Raw genomic sequence first — 23,013 nt, 5'->3', positions numbered from 1 at the left:
TTTATTTAAGCCATTCAAAAGTTAGGTAGTGATCGGGAGTCATTCCCAGTTTGCGGTAAACTTTTTGGGCGGCTTCATTCGACTTGTCAGCATACAAACGAATGCCTTTCAGGTCGGGATTGTGGAGAACCCGATTTTTTACATGTGCATAAAGAGAGCTGTAAACACCCGTCCTTCTGAACTCAGGTACCACATACACCGACTGAATCCAAAGAACTGTTCCGTTTCGCCAGTCGCTCCATTCGAATGTGGTAAGTAGCGAACCAATCACTTTGCCATCTTTTTCGGCAACATAATACTGTCCCTTGGTAGCATCCTCCAAAACGGCTGATACTCCTCTGTAAACGGTTGAATGTTCCAATTCGATATTCTCTGTTTCCCGAGCCATTACCCGTTGAAATTCCGTAATTGAATCGAGGTCGTTTGATTTTGCTTTTCTGACTAACATTTTTCAAATTTAACAGGCGAAAATAATAAATCTTATCCAAAAAGAGGGATACCGAACCCGGAGCGTCGCCTGTTTGGTGAAAACGGTGATGGCAGGCAGGTTTTGCTTTCGGATTGTTGCCTGTTGACAAGGGGGTTGATGTTTTGAGAAACTGATTCTTCTTCGTAGATTTGTTTCAAATAATCTAAATGGGTTTTATTTATTTACCTGTATTTTGTGCGTTGAGCGGCTGCAAAAAACTTAATAAAGGATAGCACTTATACGAAAAATTGATTTAAAGAAAAATATGAAAAATTCTTCCGGAAAAAGAAACAGTGCCCAGCGGCACAGGGCGATTTTAAATGAAATGGAAAAAAAGGGATATGTTACGGTACAGGACTTCAGTCAGGAACTGGGGGTTTCGGAAGTAACCATTCGTAAAGATTTGAAAGAACTTGAAAAAAAGAAGCTGCTTCTGCGCAGTCATGGAGGAGCGAGCCCCTTGAGTTCATTGATCAGCGATCGCCATATTGATGAAAAGGAAAAGATTATGGTAGATGAGAAGCTGCGCATTGCAGATGCCGCAAATCAATTACTGGTGAAAGATGACCGGATTATAATCGCATCGGGTACCACCCTGTTGTATTTTGCACGTAAAATTTCCATGACGGAACCTTTAACGGTAATTACCCCTTCGGTGAAGGTAGCGTTAACACTGTGCTACAACCCAAACATGGAAATAATACAGTTGGGGGGCAGTATGAGAAAAAGTTCTGCATCGGTTATTGGTCCTTATGCTGAGCAGTTCTTGAGCGGGTTAATGTGCAATAAGCTGTTTATTGGTGTGGATGGAATTGATATCGATTTTGGATTGACGACCAGCAATATTGGGGAGGCCCACCTGAACCATTCTATGCTGAATGCGGCCAAGGAGGTTATTGTTCTTGCCGACTCGTCCAAGTTCGGGAAACAGGGGTTTGGCAAAATTTGTAGTATTGAACAGGTGCAACATATTATAACCGATAAGAATGCACCGCAAAATGTGTTGCAAATAATCAGGGAAAAGGGGATTGAGGTTACGCTGGTTTAAAGAAGGAGAGTATTTCCTGGTTTCTTATCTTGACATTGCTTAAAAGTTTGTGAAAGAACAGAAGAACCAGGATATATCTTTTTTTAACTTCCCTTTTGTATTTGTGCCAAATAGTTTCATTTTTGGGTATTCATTTTTTAGTTGTCAGCAAATAATCTTCTTTTTTCTGTATTCCATGTAAACGTGGTGAACAAAATGGCAATAATGCAGGCCGCAAGCATCAGTATAAATGCAGCATCCCAACCCAGGTGATCCACAATAAAACCAATGGCGATATTTGCGCCAAGAGCGCCTCCCAGGTAACCAAATAGCCCGGTCAGGCCTGCCGCTGTTCCCGCTGCTTTTTTGGGTACCAGATCAAGTGCCTGCACCCCGATTAGCATCACCGGGCCATAAATTAAAAAGCCAATGGCAATCAGTGCAATGTTATCGAGTACAAGGTGTCCCGGAGGGTTTTGCCAGTAAATGTAAATAGCCACCATTACCAGCAACATGTAAATTACGATAGCAGGTGCCCTTCTTCCTCTGAACACTTTGTCTGAAATCCATCCGCAGAGAAGGGTGCCGGGAATTCCTGCATATTCATAAGCAAAATAGGCCCAACCTGATTCTTCTACCGAGAATTCTTTAACTTCTTTCAGGTAGGTAGGTGCCCAGTCAAGGATTCCGTACCTTACCAGGTAAACCATGATATTGGCGATAGCTATCAGCCAAAGAAATTTATTTCTAAACACGTATTTGAAAAATATCTCTTTAGTAGAGAATTCCTTTTCGTAACGTTCATTGTAATCTTTGGGGTAATCGTTTTTGTGCTTTTCAATGTTGGGCAATCCGCACGACTGTGGTGTGTCGCGAATAAGCAGGTAGGCAATAAATGCGATTCCAATAGCGATTATGGCAGGAAAATACAGCTTACTTTGCCAGTCGCCGAAGATGGCAATTCCAAGTACAGCCAGCGGGCCGATAAGGCCTCCTCCTACATTGTGAGCGATATTCCATATTGACATTTTTGTTCCGCGTTCTTTTGTGGAGAACCAATGGACCATTACGCGACCTGATGGGGGCCAGCCCATCCCCTGGAACCACCCGTTTATAAGCATAATCAAGAACATGATAGCGACGGAGGATGTAAGTACCGGTATGGTACCAAGACTAAATATCGTGATTCCGGACAAGAGTAACCCCAAACTCATAAAGGTACGGGCATTGCTGCGGTCAGAGATACCTCCCATCAGAAACTTACTGAGCCCGTATGAAATGGAAACAGCTGATGCGATAATTCCAAGCGCTCCCCTGGAATATCCCTGCTCGATCAGATCAGGCATTACCAGCGAAAAATTCTTTCTGACAAGGTAATATCCGGCATATCCAATAAAAATTCCCATAAAGACCTGGAAACGCAACTTTTTGTATGTTGGATCTATTTTTTCTTTCGACAGTTGCTCTTTGTGTGCGGGTGGTTTTAAAATACCTATCATTCTCAGAGTTTTTATTATGTGGTTAAAGTATATTGTAACTGATTACTGCAATTTCAGGAGAGGAAATACTCATTGGCTATTTGGGTGTATTCCTTTACCTGTTCATTTTCCCAATTATTATCTTTTTGAAGTTCTTTTGCCATGATGGAAGCAACAATCGGGGCCATTTCAATGGATGCTTTGGCGTCCATATACAAAGCTCTTACCCGGCGGGCCAGCACATCATCCACGGTGCAGGCCATTTCTTTCTGAACTGCCCAGACTACTTCAGCTAAAGTGAAATCCAGATTTTTGTGGAGTTTTTTTGCATAGTTCTCATTCTTTTTTTGCAATGATGTGATTTCGGTCTGATCACTGCCATAAATATATAAGTGATTATTTCTATCCGGATTTTTTTGGTAGCCGTGAATTTTCAGGTTTCTGGTTATGCATGGTTTGAAGGGCAGCTTTTTTGTTTTGATGGCCAGATCAATTGTTTCTTCAGCCATTATACGGTAGGTGGTCCATTTCCCTCCGGTAATCGTTATTAATCCTGAATCGGATGCCAGTAATTTATGACTGCGGGAAATCTCTTTTGTTTTGGCCTCTTCGGCATGTTTCTGGGGAGCAGCCAGAGGCCGAAGGCCGGCAAACACACACAGAACGTCTTTGCGTTGAGGTTTTTTTGAAAGATATCTTCCGGCTGTTTCCAGAATGAAGTCAACTTCTTCCTCTCTGGCTTTAGGTTCCAGAACAAAGTCTTTTACCGGGGTGTCGGTGGTGCCAAGGATTACCCGGTTGTGCCACGGAACGCCAAACATTACTCTGCCGTCGCTGGTTTTAGGAATCATAATAGCATCGTCGCCACCTAAAAATGATTTGTCAACCACTACATGGACGCCCTGACTTGGACGGACCATTGGTTTCCCTTCCGGGTTATCCATTTTTATGATGTCGTCAACAAAAATTCCGGTGGCATTGACTATGCAATTCCCCGTTAATTCAATGGAGTCACCCTCAATTAGATTATCCACAATTACGCCTGTTATTTTCCCCTGGTCGTTTTTTGTCAGTTTTGAAACTTTTGCATAGTTAACAACTGTAGCGCCATAGGAAATAGCTGTTTGCATTAAATTGATTGCCAGACGTGAATCGTCGAACTGTCCATCTTGGTATGAAACACCTCCTTTTAGTTTGTTTTGTTCTATTTTTGGGATATGCCGTATTACCTCTTTTTTACTCATTGGTAGCGAGTGACCAAGACCCATTCGGCCTGCAAGGATATCATATAATGTTAAACCGATAGTGTAAAATGGCTTTTCCCACCATTTATAGTTACCGATAATGAATCTTTGGTTTTTTACCAGGTGCGGTGCATTCCTGTTCAAATAGCCTCTTTCGCGCAAGGCTTCCCTAACCAGGGCCACATCGCCCTTTTGCAGGTAGCGGACTCCGCCATGTACCAGTTTTGTGCTTCTGCTTGAGGTGGCTTTGGCAAAATCAGCTTGCTCCAGCAAAACCGTTTTATAGCCCCGGCTGGCTGCATCTACTGCAATCCCAAGGCCTGTGGCACCTCCTCCTATGATAATAAAATCCCAGGGTGTACCGGAGTTCGATTTTTTTAATTGATTGATTTGGTATGCTCGTTTCATAGATAAAGATCTTATTTGCCAAAAATATGAGATTTGATCAGTAATACAAAATAAATACGAAAGAAATTGAAATAAATCGAAACATTATCTTTCGTTATTGGGGCGGCATCTAATTTATTTCTTCTATTTAATTTGATTGTTAGGCTTCGCTTACGAAATAGAATATTTGTGAAATAAAATTCACAGAGAATAAAAAGAGTCAGTACCCTTTTGGCTTTTGGGGGTAGTGTGTGGGCTGTTAAAGTTTCTCTTAATGAGTTGTATATGGTGAGATGTTACGAGCATCCGGTTTGTGGAAAGAGGAATGTCCTTCCATGTTTAATTGGAATTAAGCTTGTTTGATTTTGCTTTTCTGCTTAACATTTTTCAAATTTAGCAGGTGAAAAAAATAGGGTTGACTCAACGCTTGAGTGAAAAAATAAAATTGAAATAAGTTACCGGTTTATTTCGGTAAAAAAACCAAAAGAGATGAAAATTGTTGTCGCATCAGAAAATCCGGTGAAATTAGGTGCAGTGAAAAGTGCTTTCAATTCCTGTTTTAATGATTTTCATGTAGAGGGAATTGAGGTCGGATCGGGTGTTTCGGAGCAACCGTTAACCGATAAAGAGACGCTCATCGGCGCACGAAACCGGGCAGCAGAAGCAAGAAAAAGGATACATGATGCCGATTTTTGGGTGGGAATTGAGGGAGGTGTCCAGGCAGAAGAAAACGGGCTGGCTGCTTTTGCATGGATTGTAATTAATTCGGCTGGTAAAAGTGGCGAAGCACGCACCGCCGCTTTCATGTTGCCGGAAAAGATAGCACACCTTGTCGCCGGTGGACTGGAACTGGGAACGGCCAATGATCTTGTTTTCCGGAAGTCTAATTCAAAACAGAAGGAAGGGGCAGTGGGCCTGCTGACCCAAAACAGGATCGACCGAACCGAATTGTATCGGCAAGCGGTAATACTGGCCCTTATCCCTTTTGTAAATCCCGGACTGTATTGATTTAGCCGGGTTTTTTGCTCAGACGGGCAATAATTTCATCGATTTTAATTTTTTCCTCCTGAAGCAAAACCAATTGCAGTTTTTCCTTATGGATCATGTCGCTCACTGCTGGTCCAACTTCACCTGTAATGATAACCGATACTCCTTCTTTCTTTAGGAATTTGATCAATTGAACACCACTGTGGTCAGAATTTTTGTAGGGGTTTTCAAGGATGTTGTACTGGCCGCTGTCCCCGTTGTAAATAACGACATTTTCACATTTCCCGAAACGTAAATCGAGAAACGATTTTTCAGTTTTCCCGTTAGAGGAAATGGCAAATATTTTATTCATATTGTGTAAGTTGTTTGTTAATATAACAAATATTCAGAAGAAAGTTTTATCCGCTATCTCTGTTTTACTTCTTCGAGTATTCCAAAGCCCTTTGTGTGGCGGGGAGTATAAAGGTGTACCCCGCCACTTTAGCTATCGAAAAAACATTGAATATTTTACTGGTGATAATTCCATATCCTGATTTTTTATCACGAAAATGGGATATCAAAACAGTTCAATTTATTGCACAGGTTTTAATTTGGCTCGCAGAATAAAGTAGCCAAAAGCACCTGCAATTACAGAGGCAATCAGAACGGATAACTTCGCGGTATCAGTATATCCGCCTGTTTTAAAGGCAAGTTCTGTTATGAAAATAGACATCGTAAATCCAATACCCCCCAGGAACCCGGTTCCCAAAATGTGCACCATTTTTATGCCCTTGGGAAGATCTGCCAGTTTTGTTTTTATGGCAATGTAGCTTAAAAGTGTTATCCCGATTGGTTTTCCCAAAGCCAATCCCAAAATAATTCCGATAGGTAATGTAGCCGTTTCGCCAGCTAAAAAGTTGCCGCCTGCCAATTCTATACCGGTATTGGCAAATGCAAAAACTGGCATAATAATAAATATGGAGAAATATTGCAGGGAATGTTCCAGTTTCTGTAATGGGGAGTTTACCTTTTCGCATTGATCAGAAATATTCTCAATGGATTCAAATTGTCTGCGAGATAATGCGAACCTCGATTCCTTGTGTTGACTTTTTTCCAGATTCCCGAGATTGTGATGAATGTTTTGTATAAAATCCTGCGAGAGGATACTTCTTTTGGCCGGTATGGTGAAGGCCGCCAAAACCCCCGCCATCGTGGCATGTACTCCGGAAAGCAGAAGCGGCAACCATAAAAGAAAAACGGCAACGGGGATGTAAAACCAGATGTTCCGTGTGTTTGCCATATTCAGCAGGATAAGTATCAACAGTCCGCCGCCTGCAACCAACAGTGCGGTATAGTTAATGTCTGAGGTATAAAATACGGCAATGGCAAGTACTGCACCAATGTCGTCCACAATAGCAAGCGCCGCCAAAAAAATCTTCAACGGAAGCGGTACCCTTTTTCCCAGCAGGGCCAGTATCCCCAGAGAAAATGCAATGTCTGTAGCCATAGGAATGGCCCACCCGTTTAGTAGGGCATCATTGGAATAATTCAGCGCCAAATATATTCCGGCAGGTATCAACATCCCGCCAACAGCAGCAAAAATGGGCAAAAGCGAACTTCTTACAGAAGACAGGTTGCCGGTTAATATTTCTCTTTTTATTTCGAGTCCGATAAGAAAAAAGAAAATGGCCATCAGCCCATCATTCACCCAGTAATGCATAGGTTTTGACAGTTCAAAATTTTTAAAACTGAAGGAGAGCGAGGTTTCGTCCCAAAATTCATGGTAGTAATGCGCCAGGGGAGAGTTGGCAACTATTAATGCTGCAATTGTGGCGACAATAAGTAATATGCCGGAAACACTTTCTGATCTGAAAAATCTTTGAATCGGATTTAATGTATTCTCCATTGTTTGCTTTTTAATTGTATAATTTAATCAATATTAATGTAATTTTCGACTAAATGTTCATGAAACAAATCGTGTAATATATTTTTTTTAAAAGCCACAAAACTAAAAGAATTTTTCAGGTGGCTGCTTTTTTCGATTGGCTTCCGGATCAAAAAAGAAGTAATATTCATCGTCCATTTTCAAAACAATTGCGCTTTCTTGCGTGTTATTATTTTTCTAAATGGTGTCACCTTTTAGTGCCAATTTTATATTCGGGATTGAAGGAACACCTTAAATGACAAGCCTATGCCGGAGATCGCAGAAAATTTAGCGCTTACATTAAATAAACTCGAAAAGTGGTATTCCCAAAGGAAGGGGTCTATTGTGGCTTTTTCCGGAGGAATCGATTCTACCCTGGTTCTGTTTCTTGCCCGAAAGTACCAGGGAAAGTCCAATGCTATTGGGGTCATTTCCAACTCTGAAAGTTTAAAGAAAAAAGATTTTGAACTGGCCCAATCGGTTTGCCGGGATTTCGATATTCATCTCGAGGTAATTAAAACCAATGAGTTAGAGGATGAGAGATATAACCGGAATCCTGTTGACCGATGTTATTTTTGTAAAGAACACCTTTACAGTGATTTGAGTAAAATCGTTGAGAAATATCCTGATTTTGATGTACTAAACGGAACTAACTTTGATGATTTTGGCGATTATCGTCCGGGCCTGAAAGCTGCTGCAAAATTTCGAATAAATTCCCCGATGGCCGATTGTGAGGTATCAAAAGAAGAGCTGAGGCAAATAGCCCGGTACTTTAATTTGCCGAACTGGGATAAACCGGCAAGTCCCTGTCTGAGCTCCCGCATACCTTACCATCATGCTGTGACAAACAAAAAATTGCGCCAGATAGAAGATGCTGAAAATATGCTGAATGAAATGGGATTTAGCAATGTTAGAGTAAGACATTACGATACTTATGGAAAAATTGAGGTGCCCAAAGAGGAACTGGCTCAATTGTTTTTACTTCAGGATAAGGTAACCAAAAAATTTTCGGCACTCGGTTTCGAAGAATGTGTTATTGATACCGAAGGCCTTGTTTCCGGGAAATTAAACCGGGCAATAAAAGATGTAGTTAGTAAATCCAACTAAATATTTATGCAAAAAATATTGTACTATGATTGTTTTGCCGGTATTAGCGGCGATATGAATCTTGGAGCTTTAGTTCATTTGGGAGTCGATCCCTCATACCTGAAGGCGGAACTTGAAAAACTTAAAATTGACGGTTTCAGGCTTGAGATAAAAGAAGATAAAAGACGTGGTATAAGCGGTATAAAAGCAGAGGTAGTGATTGATAACCCTGAAAATGAAAAGCACAGGCATTTGCACCATATCGAAAGTTTGATAAACGATTCGGATTTGCCGGAAAGGGTTAAGTCAACATCGCTGAAAATATTTAGTCTGGTGGCTGAGGCAGAGGCCAAAGTACACAGCATACCGATACAGAAAGTTCATTTTCATGAGGTCGGAGCGCTCGATTCCATTGCCGATATTGTGGGGGCAGCCATTTGCCTGGATTACCTGAGGGTGGATAAGGTGGTTGCATCACCGGTGCAGCTTGGTGGCGGAACCGTAAAATGTGCGCATGGGATAATGCCTGTTCCGGCACCGGCAACGGCTGAAATCCTGAAAAATATTCCGGTAAAAACAGGACTCGTTCAATACGAAGCCACTACGCCAACCGGGGCTGCTATTCTTGCTGCTACTGTGGATGAGTTTACGCCGGTTTTTAATCTCGATATTTTAAAAGTGGGTTACGGTTTGGGAACCATAGATACGGAAGTGCCCAATGTTTTGCGGGTGTTTCTGGCAGAGGAGGAAGGTTCGGTGCAGGATGTGATTCAAAGTGATGCCACTTTGCTGGAATGTAATATCGACGATTTGAGTCCTGAAAATTATGAATTTGCCATGGATCTGCTTTTTGCTGCCGGAGCCAGCGATGTTTGGATTGAACCCGTTATTATGAAAAAATCAAGGCCGGCCAGTAAGTTGTCTGTTTTATGTCAGCCAACCGACACGGGTAAAATGAAAACCATTCTGTTTACACACACAAGCACCATCGGACTACGTGAGTCACTGCTGAAAAAAAGTGCCCTTCGCCGGGAAGAACAGGTGGTGAATACTCCCTATGGAAATGTGCGGGTGAAACAGAGTTTTTACAAGGGAAAGATTGTAAATGTAAAACCGGAATTTGAAGATTGTAAAAAATTGTCGCTGGAGCATAATATTTCGGTTGGAACGGTTCAGAGTTCTGTATATAAAAGGATGGGTAATGGGAATAAATGAGTTGCTGGAGAATTATAAAGAAGGTTCGCTGAGTTTACAGGAAACGTTGTTTCAGCTGAAAGAACAGGGAATTGAAGATTTGGGATTTGCCAGAATTGATTCAGCCCGGCAGGCTCGGACCGGAATTCCTGAAGTTATTTATACGCCGGGGAAAACAAAAGAGCAGGTCAGGCAAATTGCCGAACGGATGTATAAGTCGGGGATTGATATTCTGGCAACCCGTGCATCAGAAGAAGTATTTATGCATGTGAGGGAGGTGGTGCCGGAGGTAACATTTAACAAAATGGCCCGCACGATCGTTTTTCATCACCATTCCAACCGGGAAGAAACGAAAGATTACATTGCTATTGTGGCTGCCGGCACGTCCGATCTTCCGGTAGCAGAAGAGGCTGCCGAAACGGCCCGGTTCCTTGGAAACAAAGTAGAACGGATTTATGATGTGGGAGTGGCGGGTATTCACCGGTTGTTTAGTAAAATAGAAGGTATCAGAGAGGCAAGAGTTATTATTGTTGTTGCCGGCATGGAGGGAGCCCTGCCAAGTGTAGTTGGCGGACTGGTAAATAAACCGGTTATTGCTGTTCCTACCAGTGTTGGTTATGGGGCAAACCTGGGAGGGATTACCGCCTTGCTCGCCATGCTCAACAGTTGTGCTGCCGGAATAAGCGTGGTGAATATTGATAACGGTTTTGGTGCCGCTTGCCAGGCCAGCTTAATAAACCAACTGAAGTAATTTCAAATGAAAGAATTGTATTTGCTGTATGGTACGGCTGCATCGTTGGGGTTTTTTCATACTATTTTGGGACCCGACCATTATGTGCCGTTTATTGTGTTGAGTAAAGCCCGAAACTGGTCCCGTTCCAAAACATTGTGGATTACTTTTATTTCCGGCCTGGGGCATGTGAGTAGTTCGGTATTGCTTGGGTTTGTGGGGATAGCTTTGGGAATCAGTATACATAAGCTGGAGTCTCTTGAAGCTTTCAGGGGAAATATTGCCGGCTGGATGTTGCTGGTTTTTGGACTGATTTATTTTTTCTACGGAATATTCAGGTACATGAAGAAGAATGGGCACAGTCATCCTTTTCGTTTTCTGCTTCCTGAAAAAATCCGGAAGGCACAGCATATTCATGCTGATAGTGAGGAAAGTATAAAAAAATCCAATAAAGCAGGCATTACTTCCTGGATGCTTTTTTTGATTTTTGTTTTTGGTCCCTGCGAAGTACTTATTCCTATGCTGATTTTTCCGGCGGCCCAGCACAGTACCATTGGGATTGTAATGGTAGCAGTCATTTTCGGTCTGGCAACTATTCTTACTATGTTAGGGGTTGTTTACCTGGGGTACAAGGGTTCAAAACAACTGAAACTAAAGCAAAAGAGTGAGTATATTCATATTGCCGCCGGCTTTGTTATCGCATTTCTCGGAGTGAGTATTCAATTTCTGGGGTGGTAGCGGGATGTTCTAATTTACAGAGTCTTCCGGTCTTGTTAAGTTGGCAGTGAAGACAAAAACAATTTTTTTGCAAAAAGCTTTGATATTAAAATGGGAGTATTTTTAATGGAGGAGAAGTATTGATAAGCAGAATTTGGTGGGCAGTACCTGATTCATTGGTTTATTGTATTTCAGTTTCCTTTTTTTATTTTTAACGGAAACTTAAAAAAACATCACTTTTATGTCAGGTCACAGCAAATGGTCTACGATCAAAAGAAAAAAGGGAGCGCTGGATGCCAAACGTTCCAAAATGTTTTCCAAGCTTTCGAAGGAGATTACTGTTTCGGCCAAACTCGGTGGGGCAGATGTTGAAGCCAATTCCAGGCTGCGCCTTGCCGTGCAAAATGCGAAAGGCCAGAATATGTCGAAAGATGTAATTGAGCGTGCTATCAGTAAGGCTGAAAAAGATACCTCCAATTTCGAGGAAATGACTTTTGAAGGATACGGTCCGGGAGGAGTTGCCATTTTTGTGGAATGTTTGTCAGACAATAATAACCGCACTGTTGGGAGCGTTCGTTCAGCCTTTTCAAAGCATAATGGTCATCTGGGAACGAATGGCTCCGTTGCTTTTCTTTTTGAAACCAAGGGAATTTTTACCGTTCCGGTAAGCGGGAAAACCAGGGACGAAATGTTTGAGCTTGAAATGATTGATGCCGGTGCTGAAGAGATGGAAGAAACCGACGGATATGTGGGGATTACCACCGCGATGGAAGATTTTGGCAATGTGTCTAAAAAATTGGAGGAATTGGGTGTTGAGACAGAAAGCCAGGGGTTGCAGCGCATTCCCACTACCAGTACCGCGCTGGAAGTGGAGGATGCCAAGAAAGTGCTGCGGCTGGTAGAGCGTCTCGAAGAGGATGACGATGTGCAAAATGTGTATCACAATCTTGAATTTACTGCTGAACTGGAAGCGGCTCTGGCAGAAGAATAGCCTTCAGCTTTTGGATGTTTTAACATATTTTTTGTAAACCCCCGGACAATGGAAGTGGGAAGCGGATCGTTCTGAATAAGGTTTTTTAAGTTATATTTGCACCCTCGATTAATGGGAACGATGAGGAGATATTTTTTATTTATAGCAGGATTGTTCTTTTGTCAGATGCTGACGGCACAGGTCATTTTTCCTTCTGCATCTGACATTGCAGGAACTGACTCCGCCCATATCGAAACCGTCCCTTTGACTATTTTCGAGAATGTAGAAGTCAATCAGGATCCGCGCCTCGAAAAAATGCTGAAATGGCATGTGGAAAATAACCAGAAACGTGACGGAATAAATGGTTTTCGGGTCGAAATATTTTTTAGTTCGGCCCTTAGTGCCAAAGAGCAGGCCCTGAAAAAGAAAAAGGAATTTTTATCGAAGTATCCGGAATACAACGTCCATGTAAAATTCAGTGCGCCCAATTTCAGAGTCCGTGTGGGCGATTTCAGAACTAAAAATGAGGCATTGAAACTGTACAAGGAAATACAAAAGGATTATCCCGGAGCATTTATCGTACCGGACATTATTGATTTTCCGTTGCTGAAAACAGAAAATAATTATGAGCGACCAGATTAAGCACGAGTGTGGCATTGCCTTAATTCGTTTACTTAAGCCCTTATCGTATTACAAGGAAAAATACGGAACCTGGAGGTACGGCCTGAACAAGCTCTACCTGCTGATGGAAAAACAGCATAACCGCGGACAGGATGGCGCCGGGATGGTATGTGTGAAAGATCATCTCGATCCCGGAAGTTCTTATATTAACCGCATCCGTTCCATCAAGCAAAATCCCATTCTCGATGTATTTGATAAAGTAAACAGGCCCCTGAAAAAAGCTGCGCGAAAGGGAATGGATGTGGAAAACTGTGATTGGGCATATCAGAATTATCCTTTTGCCGGCGAGCTTTATTTGGGGCATCTGCGTTACGGAACCTTTGGGAAAAACAGCATTGACTTTGTGCATCCGGTGATGCGGCAAAACAACTGGAAATCCAGAAACCTGGTTCTAGCCGGAAACTTTAACCTGACCAACACCGACGAACTTTTTAAGGTACTGATTGATTTGGGGCAACACCCCAAAGCTTATACAGATACGGTTACTGCCCTTGAAAAGGTGGGGCATTTTCTCGATGAAGAAAACCAGTTGCTGTTCCGGAAATATAAAAATGAAGGGTACAGTAACGACGATATTTCACCGCTCATTGAAGAAAATCTCGATATTCAGAATATCCTTGAGCGGGCCACCAAAGATTGGGATGGTGGATATGCCATGGCCGGGCTCATTGGTCATGGCGATGCTTTTTTGGTGCGTGATCCCCTGGGAATCAGACCGGCATTCTATTATCACGACGATGAAATAGTGGTCATAGCCTCAGAGCGGCCAGTCATTCAAACAGTGATGAATGTGTCGTGGGAAAAGGTTAAGGAAGTTGCACCCGGAGACGCTTTGATTATTAAAAAGAATGGGTATGTAAGCCGGCAAATGATAAGGGCCCCGCATAAAAGAAGCTCCTGTTCGTTTGAACGGATTTATTTCTCCCGGGGCAGCGATCGTGATATCTATCGCGAAAGAAAAGAGTTGGGACGCCTGTTGAGTTCTACAATTTTGGAAACGATAGATTATGATTTTGAGAATACGGTTTTCTCCTACATCCCAAATACTTCCGAAACCGCATTCTATGGAATGATTGAAGGCATAAGGGAATACCTGACTGACTGGAAAATTGAAAAGCTGAAAGAGGGCAACGGAAGTATGACCGACGATGATATTAAACGGATTATTTCGTTAGAGCCAAAGGTCGAAAAGATTGCCATTAAAGATGTAAAATTGCGCACGTTTATTGCCGACGATGCCAGTCGCGACGATTTAGTGGCGCACGTTTATGATGTAACTTACGGCGTAGTCAGGAATAAAGTTGACACCTTGGTGGTTATCGACGACTCCATCGTGCGCGGGACAACACTGAAAAACAGTATTCTTCGGATTCTGGACCGGTTGCATCCCAAAAAGATCATTGTGGTTTCTTCTGCGCCGCAGATTCGTTATCCCGATTGTTATGGTATTGATATGGCGCGACTCGATAAATTCATTGCGTTTAATGCGGCCATCGAACTGCTGAAAGATAAGGGAAAAGAAGATGTAATTGAGAAGGTTTACCGCAAGTGTAAGGAGCAGGAAAATCTTTCTAAAGAAGAAATGGTGAATTATGTGCGGGAAATTTACCGTGCGTTTACCCCCGAGGAGATTTCAACTAAAATTGCTGAACTTCTGAAACCCGATGAATGTGAATCGGAAGTGGAAATAGTTTACCAATCCATAGAAAATTTGCATAAAGCGTGTCCTAACGATACCGGTGACTGGTACTTTACCGGAAACTATCCAACGCCGGGGGGGAACAGGGTGGTCAACTCATCTTTTATTAATTACATAGAGGGCAAGGACGAGCGCGCGTATTAATTTTTTGTTATCCGCAATTAAAACATTTTCAGGCATTGCGTGTTTTAGTTTATGCCTCTGGAAATGGGAGAAACAATTTGTCATGGCGTATTATTAATCTTTCCCTCGGGAAAAAATTATCTTCCAGTTTTCCAGGGGTTTTTCTTTTTTTATTCAAGGAATACATTGTACTTTTGCCTGCCCAAAAACAACAGAGATGCCTTGTAAAATATTGAAAAAGGATGTGCAGGACATTATAGCAAGTAACATTGTCCAGCAAACCTGGTTTTGGGCTAAAATAAAAGACCGGCAGGGATTTAGCCCGATTGCATTTGAATACCAGGCCACCGATGATTTATTTTTTCCTGCGTCTTTCGGGGGAAAAAATATTCAGGACGATATACTGGTACTTATCCGGTATATTAATGATACCCACTGTTTTGCCTACGTTCCTTACGGACCGGAAGGCGAACCTGATTTTGAAAACCAGGGAGTTTTTCTGGAAGAATTATCCGAGGTGTTGCGGGAATACCTTCCCCCAAACTGTATATTAATCCGCTACGATTTGCCCTGGGAAAACCAGTGGGCAAATGAAGAGGATTTTTTCAATGACCAGGGAGACTGGATTGGACCGCCGTCTTTTAAGAGCCAGGAGTTCAGGGTGAATTTTAATACGCATAACTGGAACCTTATGAAAAGTCCCAGTGATAATTTGCCTTCCAATACCATATTTCTGGATTTGGAACAAAGTAAAGAATCCCTTCTCCAAAAGATGAAACCAAAAACACGATACAACATCAGACTTTCAGAAAAAAAAGGAGTGAGGGTAAAAAGTTACGGCATGGAGAAGCTGGATGAATGGTATAAGCTTTATCGGGAAACAGCTTTTCGAAATAATTTTATTCTGCACCCTAAAGAGAATTTCAGAACGTTTCTGGAAAAACAACAAAATGATAGAGAAGATGTGGATATCCGTTTGCTGATGGCTGATTATGAAGGGGAGTATTTGGCTGCCATGTTTTTGACGTTATCCAATAAACGGGGTACTTATTTGTACGGTGCATCATCAGGTAGTAAACGCAATCTGATGGCCACCTATGCGGTGCAGTGGGAAGGTATCCGGCTGGCTCATCGGGCAGGTTGTGAGGAGTACGATATGTTTGGTGCTGCGCCCAATTCCAATCCGGGTCATCCCTTATTCGGCCTCTACCGGTTTAAAAGAGGCTTTGGAGGTGATTTGTATCACCGAATGGGCTGTTGGGATTATCCGCTTGATAAGGAACAATACATGGCTTTTCGTGCACAGGAGGTGAAAAACCAGGGATATCACATCAATTGATCTTATAAAAAAAGCCGCAGTATTTCTACCGCGGCTTTTTTTATATAATAACAATTGGCTTTTTATTCTTCATTGTTTGAAAAATCCATCACTGCCATACGTTTGTATGAGTTGTGACGCCACTTGGCATTCTCTTCTGCTGCGGCAAATAATTCATCGGCCTCGGCAGGGAACGATTTTTTCAGTGAAGTATAACGAACCTCTCCGTTGAGGAAGTCCTGGAATTTACTCCAGTCAGGCTCTTTGGAATCAAGCTGGAATGGATTTTTTCCTTCATTTTCCAAAAGCGGATTGTAACGGAAAAGTGACCAGTAACCTGATTGAACAGCCCGCTTTTCTTCATCCTGTGTATTTCCCATGCCTGCTCTCAGGCCGTGACTGATACATGGAGAATAAGCAATGATAATGGATGGTCCCGGGTAAGATTCGGCTTCCCTTAATGCCTTCAGGTATTGTGTTTGGTTTGCACCCATGGCTACCTGCGCCACATATACATACCCGTATGTCATCATCATCGCACCCAAATCTTTCTTGCGGATTTTTTTGCCGGATGCGGCAAATTTTGCCACGGCTCCAACAGGTGTCGATTTGGAGGATTGTCCGCCGGTATTGGAGTACACCTCGGTATCAAGAACCAGTACGTTTACATCCTCACCGCTGGCCATCACATGGTCGAGGCCGCCATAACCGATATCGTAAGCCCAACCGTCGCCACCAAATATCCAAATAGACTTTTTGACCAGGTATTGTTTCAGCTGAGTAATAACTTTGGCATAATCGCTGTCACTGTTGGCAATAGCTTCCAGTACCTTAGAAGAGGCTTCTGTCGAAGCATCCCCGTTGTCTTTGTTTTCGAGCCAGAGCTGGAATGCTTCTTTTTCAGAGTCGGTAGCTCCGTTTTCCAGCGCTTGTTCCATAACATAAGCAAGGCGGTTACGATGTGCGGCAATACCTTCGGAAAACCCAAAACCATATTCTGCATTGTCTTCAAAAAGTGAATTTGCCCATGCAGGTCCGTGTCCCGATTCCTGATGTTTGCAATAAGGAGTTGATGGCGCTGAGCCTCCGTAGATTGAAGAACATCCGGTAGCGTTGGCAACCATCATTCTTTCGCCATACAATTGGGTGATAAGTTTAATATATGATGTTTCTCCACAACCTGCGCAAGCTCCTGAGAATTCAAAGAGTGGCTGTGCAAATTGAGAATTTTTCACCGATTTGGTTTTGTCTACCACTTTTTCTTTCAGTGACACTTTGTTCACCATAAAATCCCAACGTTCAATTTCATCGCGTTGGCTATCGAGTGGTTCCATTACCAGTGATTTAACTTTCGATGGGCAAACTTCTACGCAATTGCCGCATCCTGTACAGTCAAGTACGCTTACCTGAATTTTGAAATTCAGCCCTTCAAATGTTTTAGAAGGCGTAGCTACACGGGTTTCAGTACCTTCGGGAGCTGCATCCACTTCTTCATCTGTTAAAAGGAAAGGACGGATAGCAGCATGCGGACAAACATATGAGCACTGGTTACATTGAATACAATTTTCAGCCTGCCACTCCGGTACGTTTACGGCAATTCCCCTTTTTTCATAGGCTGCTGTCCCTGATGGGAAAGTGCCATCTTCCGCTCCGGCAAAGGTAGAAACCGGAAGGTCGTCTCCTTTTTGACCGTTGATGGTATCTACTACTTTTACAATGTATTCCGGACGGTCAGAAACTCCGTTGGAGTCTTTCACTTCCAGGTCTTTCCATTCTTTCGGAATAGCAACTTTCTGCACATTTTTTCCGCCGGCTTCCACGGCTGCGAAGTTCATATTCACCACCTTTTCACCTTTTCTTCCGTAGCTTTTTACAATGGCTTTTTTCATTTCATCTACCGCCATTTCGTAAGGAATTACGCCAGTAATTTTGAAGAAAGCTGATTGCATAATAGTATTGGTACGTGTTCCCAGACCAATATCTTCGCCCAGTTTGGTGCCATTAATAATATAGAAATTAATGTCGTTTTCTGCCAGGTATTTTTTCATATGATCAGGCAGGCGCAGCTTGGTCTCTTCTTCATCCCAAATGGAATTGAGGAGGAAAGATCCGCCTTTCTTTAACCCTTTAAGTACGTCGTACATGTTAATATAAGCAGGAACGTGGCATGCTACAAAGTCAGGAGTATTAACTAGGTAGGTTGAACGTATGGGTTTGTCGCCGAAGCGAAGATGCGAACAAGTGAAACCACCGGATTTTTTGGAGTCGTACTGGAAGTATCCCTGGCAGTATTTATCCGTAGCGTCACCGATAATTTTAATTGAGTTTTTATTGGCCCCAACCGTTCCATCGGATCCAAGTCCGTAGAATTTTGCCTGGTAAGTACCTTTGGGTGTAATGTCAATTTCTTCTTTTGGAGGAAGAGATTTAAATGTTACATCGTCAACAATACCAATGGTAAAGTCATTTTTGGGCTCATTCATTTCCAGGTTTTCATACACAGAAAGAATTTGAGAAGGAGTGGTGTCTTTTGAACCTAACCCGTAACGTCCCCCCACGATAATGGGCGCATTTTCTTTCCCGTAGAAATTGGATCTCACATCAAGATAAAGAGGCTCTCCTGCTGCTCCCGGTTCTTTGGTGCGGTCGAGTACAGCAATGCGTTTTACATTTTTAGGTAATGCCTGCAAAAAGTATTTTGCGGAGAACGGTCTGAAAAGATGTACTGAGATCATTCCCACTTTTTTACCCTGGCTGGCAAGGTAATCAATCGTTTCTTTAATGGTTTCCGTAACGGAGCCCATTGCTATAATGATATTCTCGGCTTCCGGATCACCGTAATAAGTGAATGGTTTGTAATCCCTTCCTGTAAGTTTGTTTATTTCCTTCATGTAGTTGGCTACAATGTCAGGTACGGCATCGTAGAATTTATTGGCTGACTCTTTTGCCTGGAAGAAAACATCGGGATTTTGAGCTGTACCGCGTGTTACAGGATTTTCAGGATTTAAGGAGCGGTTACGAAATTCCTGCAAAGCTTCCTGATCTACCAGCGGGATCATATCCTCCATTTGAAGAGCTTCTACTTTTTGCACTTCGTGTGAGGTGCGGAACCCGTCAAAAAAGGCCAGGAAAGGAATCCTGGATCTAATGGCTGCCAAGTGGGCTATACCTGCCAAATCCATTTCTTCCTGAACCGAACCTGCGGCGATCATAGCAAACCCGGTTTGGCGTGCAGCATAAATATCGCTATGGTCGCCAAATATTGAAAGAGCATGTCCGGCTATTGCACGTGCACTAACATGAAAAACCGAAGGAAGTAGTTCACCGGCAATTTTATACATGTTCGGTATCATCAATAACAATCCCTGTGAGGCGGTATATGTGGTGGCTAAAGCGCCTGTTTGAAGGGCACCGTGTACGGCCCCTGCAGCTCCTCCTTCACTTTGCATTTCCGCAAGGCGAACCGGGCGACCAAACATATTTTTTTGTCCAAATGCAGCCCATTCGTCAACATATTCAGCCATGGTCGACGAAGGTGTAATCGGGTATATACATGCGACTTCACTAAACATGTAACTCATATATGAAGCAGCATAGTTCCCGTCACAAGTGATAAATTTTTTTTGTTTTGTCATTATTATTCTCCTTCTTTTTCAAAAATTAATATTTCTTGTAACTCTTGTTCTTAATATAAAAAGCCGAAAAGCCAAAGGGGGATTTTATTTTTATTTCCGATTTCAATCATATCTGCGGCAGCGAACGAATCTTTTCCCGGCTCGGTTTTATGCCCGCCAACAAAAAAATGGTGGGTGTTGTTAACCAGGAAGTCGGCTGTTTTTGAACTGTTAACACGTTGAGTATAACCTACCTGATTGTAAAAGAACGTTTGGCGCAGATTCGCGTTGTCCACGTTATTGGGCGCTATAGCATACAACAGGTTTGTATTATGCATATGAACTCTATCCGGTTTTTTTAGCTCATTTTCGTCGCCATTTGAATAGAGCAACTGAATGAGTTTTGCATTTTTGAGGTAGCGGAGGTAATTCATAACCGTCGCCCTGGATGTTTCAATATCAGCTGCCAATTTACTTACATTTGGCGAAAAAGGTGTCTCCGAGGCTATGATATGCAGCAGTTTTCTGAGTTTTGGTAAATACTTCAGTTCGATTTGGTTGATATATGGTACATCGATTTCGAGCGCAAGGTTGATATGTTTTAGAAGACGATTGGAATAGAAATTAGGATCATTGATGAAGTACGGGTAGATTCCACTTCTCAGGTACTCTCCGAAATAGGCCAGCGGTCTTATTTTGGAAACAATTTCACGGGATATTTCAACATGGTTGTTTAAAATATCGTTAAAAGAGTAAACAGGGAAGTTTTTTTGAGCCGAATGATTTAAATATTCCCGAAACGAAAGTCCTTCAAGGTGGTTAACCTTTACAAGTCCTTTCAGGTCAGGATTATCTTCCGTAATACGTAAAACCGGTGATGATGTAAAAATAACCTTCAGTCCGGGAATACGATTGTAGCACTGTTGCAACTCTTTTGACCAGTTCGGATATTTTTGGACCTGGTCAAGTAAAAGTATTTTTCCTCCTCTTTTGAAGAATTCATCGGCAAAGGAAATAATGGTTCGCTGTGTAAAATAAAAGTTATTAAGGTTAATATAAAGCGCTGTAGTGTCTTTTGGATATTCCTTCCTTAGGAAATCCAGTAAAAAAGTGGTCTTGCCCACACCGCGAAATCCTTTGATGCAGATGAGTCGCTCGGACCAGTCAATGGTATTTAGCAGCTCCCTTCTCAGCGTGGGGTGCGTGCTTTCGAGCAATGTTTTATGGATATGATGAAAAAATTCCAATGTTCTAATTTTAGTGCAAAATTAACAGTTTTTGGCTGAAATTGTAATGCGCAGATGCCAAAATAAAAGATTTTATGTAATTTATAATTGATAAAAATAAAAAAAGCAGGCGCTTAAGCCTGCTTCGCTATTTTTTGAAATGGTAATTTTTTTTGTCCATTTTTAACTGTCGTTCATCGAGGCCAGAAACTCGGCAACGGAATTAGAACGCATGAGCCTGGTTTTCATAAATTCCATCGCTTCCAAAGAGTTCATGTCGCCAAGATAATTGCGTAGTATCCACAGTTTGTCCAGTATTTCTTTGCGGATAAGCAAATCTTCGCGGCGGGTGCTTGATGAAGGAATATCCACGGATGGGAATATCCGTTTGTTGGAAAGCTTCCGGTCGAGTTGCAGTTCCATGTTTCCTGTTCCTTTAAACTCTTCGAAAATGACCTCGTCCATTTTGGAGCCGGTTTCGGTAAGCGCTGTAGCGAGAATTGTGAGCGAACCACCTTCCTCTATATTACGTGCGGCTCCAAAGAACCGTTTGGGTTTGTGCAATGCATTGGCATCCACCCCGCCCGAAAGTACTTTGCCCGAAGCCGGTTGTACGGTGTTGTAGGCACGTGCCAAACGGGTAATCGAGTCGAGCAGGATAACTACGTCGTGGCCGCATTCTACCAACCTTTTTGCTTTTTCCAAAACAATATTGGCTACTTTCACATGTTTGTCGGCTGGCTCGTCGAAAGTAGATGCAATTACTTCTGCATTTACACTACGGGCCATATCGGTAACCTCTTCGGGGCGCTCGTCAACCAGCAGCACAATCATGTAAACCTCCGGATTGTTGGCGGCAATGGCATTAGCTATTTCCTTGAGTAGTACGGTTTTACCAGTTTTGGGCTGGGCTACAATCAACCCGCGTTGTCCTTTCCCAATGGGAGCGAACATATCAACTACTCTGGTTGAGATATTGTCGTGCCCTTTTCCCGTCAGCTCAAACTTTTCATCGGGGAAAAGCGGGGTCAGGTGGTCGAATGGCACGCGATCACGGATATAGTCCGGACTTCTACCGTTAATCTCCAAAACCTTTATAAGCGGAAAATATTTTTCTCCCTCTTTGGGCGGACGAATGGTGCCTGTAATTGTATCGCCGGTTTTTAACCCGAAGAGCTTTATTTGTGATTGTGACACATATACATCGTCCGGCGAATTGAGATAGTTAAAGTCGGAAGAGCGTAGGAATCCGTATCCGTCCTGTAAAATTTCCAGCACGCCGGTGTTTGTAACAATGCCATCAAATTCATAATACTTCCCGTTTCCTGATTGTCCACCTTGTTGGTTCCCGTTTTGTTGCTTATGTTGAAATGATTTTTGGTCCCGGTGGTCCTTTTTTTGAAAACGAATTTTTTCCTGTGGCTTTTTCGTTTCGGATGCAGCCTGGGGCTGGTTCTGATCCGATTTTACAGAAATTGTTTTTGGCTTTTCATTTTTGGCTTCCTGAGCCTTTGGTTGCTCTTTCTTCTCTTTTTCTTTGTATTGTATTTTTTTCTCTTCTTTTGGAGACTTGTCATCGTCCTGAGAATTTTTTGACTTTTCACTAAAGCCCTGTATAATGGCTTTTATCTGATCCTGACGTGATTGAACCTCATCTTCTTTTTCCTTGTTTGAAGGGGCTTCTATCTTTTCAGATTTAGGTAAAGGTTCTACTCTGTCCCGACGCGGACGTTTCCCGCGGCGTAACTTTTCATCTGTTTTATTATCCTCTGTTTTGGCCGTATCCTGTTTTTTGCGTAAGAAGTTTTTAAAAGTGGATCTTTCCTCTTTTTTTTGGTCGTTCTGATCTTTGGAATCGGTCTTTTTTATTTTCTTTTCAGCTTCCTGAATGGCTTGTGTGTCAAGAATTTTGTAGATAAGATCCTGCTTTTTGTAGGACTCTACGCGTTTGATTTTTAGTCCCTTGGCTATATCACGCAACTCAGGGACGAGTTTTTTATTCAATTCTAAAATGTCGTACATTGGTATAAAATTATTATTCTCTTATCCTGATTAAAACTTATAATGATAATCTATTTGAAGTAAATAAAGTGGAGCGAGAATTTGTTGAAATTCGGCTGCAAGTATAGTAAATACTTATTACATACCAAAGATTAAAAT

Annotated in this window: 18 protein-coding genes; 10 read left to right on the top strand and 8 right to left on the bottom strand. The window is 42.3% G+C overall.

The annotated features are described in order from the left end of the window. Position 1: 1 nt before the first annotated feature. Positions 2-448 (bottom strand): GNAT family N-acetyltransferase, encoded by a 447-nt coding sequence (locus tag D1164_RS03735; RefSeq protein ID WP_119348593.1) that lies wholly within the window; start codon positions 446-448, stop codon positions 2-4. A 286-nt stretch (positions 449-734) separates the two neighbouring features. Here D1164_RS03735 and D1164_RS03730 point away from each other — a divergent pair, with 286 nt between their 5' ends. After that, entirely contained in the window at positions 735-1,517 is a 783-nt protein-coding gene (locus tag D1164_RS03730) for a DeoR/GlpR family DNA-binding transcription regulator (protein ID WP_119348592.1), read from the top strand. A gap of 137 nt (positions 1,518-1,654) precedes the next feature. On the opposite strand, the gene glpT is transcribed toward D1164_RS03730, so the two are convergent. Beyond that, positions 1,655-2,995 (bottom strand): glycerol-3-phosphate transporter, encoded by a 1,341-nt coding sequence (gene glpT / locus D1164_RS03725; RefSeq protein ID WP_119348591.1) that lies wholly within the window; start codon positions 2,993-2,995, stop codon positions 1,655-1,657. A gap of 53 nt (positions 2,996-3,048) precedes the next feature. After that, positions 3,049-4,626 carry a glycerol-3-phosphate dehydrogenase/oxidase gene (locus D1164_RS03720; protein WP_119348590.1) on the bottom strand — a complete coding sequence of 526 codons (1,578 nt, stop codon included), beginning with the start codon at positions 4,624-4,626 and terminating at the stop codon, positions 3,049-3,051. 468 nt (positions 4,627-5,094) lie between these two features. Between D1164_RS03720 and yjjX the strand changes: the two genes are divergently transcribed. After that, a complete protein-coding gene (yjjX, locus tag D1164_RS03715; protein ID WP_119348589.1) occupies positions 5,095-5,613 on the top strand; it encodes an inosine/xanthosine triphosphatase in 519 nt (172 codons plus the stop codon). A 1-nt stretch (position 5,614) separates the two neighbouring features. Here the strand turns inward: yjjX and D1164_RS03710 are convergent, their stop codons facing one another. Together D1164_RS03710 and nhaA are read right to left on the bottom strand one after the other, a co-directional pair. Then, entirely contained in the window at positions 5,615-5,944 is a 330-nt protein-coding gene (locus D1164_RS03710; RefSeq protein ID WP_119348588.1) for a NifB/NifX family molybdenum-iron cluster-binding protein, read from the bottom strand. 219 nt (positions 5,945-6,163) lie between these two features. After that, the gene (gene nhaA / locus D1164_RS03705; protein ID WP_119348587.1) at positions 6,164-7,477 is read right to left on the bottom strand and encodes a Na+/H+ antiporter NhaA; all 1,314 of its coding nucleotides are present in this window, start codon (positions 7,475-7,477) and stop codon (positions 6,164-6,166) included. A gap of 285 nt (positions 7,478-7,762) precedes the next feature. Here nhaA and larE point away from each other — a divergent pair, with 285 nt between their 5' ends. From larE to D1164_RS03665, 8 genes are all read left to right on the top strand, one after another. Next, positions 7,763-8,602: an ATP-dependent sacrificial sulfur transferase LarE gene (larE, locus tag D1164_RS03700; protein ID WP_119348586.1), complete on the top strand. Its 840-nt coding sequence runs from the start codon at positions 7,763-7,765 to the stop codon at positions 8,600-8,602. Between the two features lie 6 nt (positions 8,603-8,608). Further along, entirely contained in the window at positions 8,609-9,796 is a 1,188-nt protein-coding gene (larC, locus tag D1164_RS03695; RefSeq protein WP_119348585.1) for a nickel pincer cofactor biosynthesis protein LarC, read from the top strand. Next, a complete protein-coding gene (gene larB, locus D1164_RS03690; protein ID WP_119348714.1) occupies positions 9,783-10,526 on the top strand; it encodes a nickel pincer cofactor biosynthesis protein LarB in 744 nt (247 codons plus the stop codon). Before larC ends, larB begins: the two co-directional genes overlap by 14 nt. Positions 10,527-10,532: 6 nt before the next feature. Beyond that, positions 10,533-11,243: a sulfite exporter TauE/SafE family protein gene (locus D1164_RS03685; RefSeq protein ID WP_119348584.1), complete on the top strand. Its 711-nt coding sequence runs from the start codon at positions 10,533-10,535 to the stop codon at positions 11,241-11,243. Positions 11,244-11,463: 220 nt separating this feature from the next. Next, positions 11,464-12,213 (top strand): YebC/PmpR family DNA-binding transcriptional regulator, encoded by a 750-nt coding sequence (locus D1164_RS03680; protein WP_119348583.1) that lies wholly within the window; start codon positions 11,464-11,466, stop codon positions 12,211-12,213. A 120-nt stretch (positions 12,214-12,333) separates the two neighbouring features. Beyond that, positions 12,334-12,834: an SPOR domain-containing protein gene (locus tag D1164_RS03675; protein WP_172594326.1), complete on the top strand. Its 501-nt coding sequence runs from the start codon at positions 12,334-12,336 to the stop codon at positions 12,832-12,834. Continuing rightward, a complete protein-coding gene (locus D1164_RS03670; RefSeq protein WP_119348581.1) occupies positions 12,818-14,716 on the top strand; it encodes an amidophosphoribosyltransferase in 1,899 nt (632 codons plus the stop codon). The genes D1164_RS03675 and D1164_RS03670 overlap by 17 nt, the downstream gene beginning before the upstream one ends. 196 nt (positions 14,717-14,912) lie before the next feature. Beyond that, complete coding sequence (locus tag D1164_RS03665; protein WP_119348580.1) at positions 14,913-16,034, top strand: lipid II:glycine glycyltransferase FemX; 1,122 nt, start codon at positions 14,913-14,915, stop codon at positions 16,032-16,034. Between the two features lie 62 nt (positions 16,035-16,096). Here the strand turns inward: D1164_RS03665 and nifJ are convergent, their stop codons facing one another. The 3 genes from nifJ to rho all read right to left on the bottom strand — a co-directional run bounded on the left by nifJ (position 16,097) and on the right by rho (position 22,875). Beyond that, the gene (gene nifJ / locus D1164_RS03660) at positions 16,097-19,648 is read right to left on the bottom strand and encodes a pyruvate:ferredoxin (flavodoxin) oxidoreductase (protein ID WP_119348579.1); all 3,552 of its coding nucleotides are present in this window, start codon (positions 19,646-19,648) and stop codon (positions 16,097-16,099) included. Positions 19,649-19,698: 50 nt separating this feature from the next. Further along, positions 19,699-20,874: an AAA family ATPase gene (locus tag D1164_RS03655; RefSeq protein WP_119348578.1), complete on the bottom strand. Its 1,176-nt coding sequence runs from the start codon at positions 20,872-20,874 to the stop codon at positions 19,699-19,701. A 162-nt stretch (positions 20,875-21,036) separates the two neighbouring features. Next, positions 21,037-22,875 carry a transcription termination factor Rho gene (gene rho, locus D1164_RS03650; protein ID WP_172594325.1) on the bottom strand — a complete coding sequence of 613 codons (1,839 nt, stop codon included), beginning with the start codon at positions 22,873-22,875 and terminating at the stop codon, positions 21,037-21,039. Between the last annotated feature and the right edge of the window lie 138 nt (positions 22,876-23,013).

This window comes from Mariniphaga sediminis, from assembly GCF_003573545.1.
Classification (GTDB): domain Bacteria; phylum Bacteroidota; class Bacteroidia; order Bacteroidales; family Prolixibacteraceae; genus Mariniphaga; species Mariniphaga sediminis.
Note: the sequence above shows the minus strand (reverse complement) of the source record. Positions and strands in the feature narration are given on the sequence as shown.

Coding starts and splice junctions, on each gene's coding strand:
- D1164_RS03735 (WP_119348593.1), bottom strand. CDS start 448: ATGTTAGTCAGAAAAGCAAAATCAAACGACCTCGATTCAATTACGGAA.
- D1164_RS03730 (WP_119348592.1), top strand. CDS start 735: ATGAAAAATTCTTCCGGAAAAAGAAACAGTGCCCAGCGGCACAGGGCG.
- glpT (WP_119348591.1), bottom strand. CDS start 2,995: ATGATAGGTATTTTAAAACCACCCGCACACAAAGAGCAACTGTCGAAA.
- D1164_RS03720 (WP_119348590.1), bottom strand. CDS start 4,626: ATGAAACGAGCATACCAAATCAATCAATTAAAAAAATCGAACTCCGGT.
- yjjX (WP_119348589.1), top strand. CDS start 5,095: ATGAAAATTGTTGTCGCATCAGAAAATCCGGTGAAATTAGGTGCAGTG.
- D1164_RS03710 (WP_119348588.1), bottom strand. CDS start 5,944: ATGAATAAAATATTTGCCATTTCCTCTAACGGGAAAACTGAAAAATCG.
- nhaA (WP_119348587.1), bottom strand. CDS start 7,477: ATGGAGAATACATTAAATCCGATTCAAAGATTTTTCAGATCAGAAAGT.
- larE (WP_119348586.1), top strand. CDS start 7,763: ATGCCGGAGATCGCAGAAAATTTAGCGCTTACATTAAATAAACTCGAA.
- larC (WP_119348585.1), top strand. CDS start 8,609: ATGCAAAAAATATTGTACTATGATTGTTTTGCCGGTATTAGCGGCGAT.
- larB (WP_119348714.1), top strand. CDS start 9,783: ATGGGAATAAATGAGTTGCTGGAGAATTATAAAGAAGGTTCGCTGAGT.
- D1164_RS03685 (WP_119348584.1), top strand. CDS start 10,533: ATGAAAGAATTGTATTTGCTGTATGGTACGGCTGCATCGTTGGGGTTT.
- D1164_RS03680 (WP_119348583.1), top strand. CDS start 11,464: ATGTCAGGTCACAGCAAATGGTCTACGATCAAAAGAAAAAAGGGAGCG.
- D1164_RS03675 (WP_172594326.1), top strand. CDS start 12,334: ATGAGGAGATATTTTTTATTTATAGCAGGATTGTTCTTTTGTCAGATG.
- D1164_RS03670 (WP_119348581.1), top strand. CDS start 12,818: ATGAGCGACCAGATTAAGCACGAGTGTGGCATTGCCTTAATTCGTTTA.
- D1164_RS03665 (WP_119348580.1), top strand. CDS start 14,913: ATGCCTTGTAAAATATTGAAAAAGGATGTGCAGGACATTATAGCAAGT.
- nifJ (WP_119348579.1), bottom strand. CDS start 19,648: ATGACAAAACAAAAAAAATTTATCACTTGTGACGGGAACTATGCTGCT.
- rho (WP_172594325.1), bottom strand. CDS start 22,875: ATGTACGACATTTTAGAATTGAATAAAAAACTCGTCCCTGAGTTGCGT.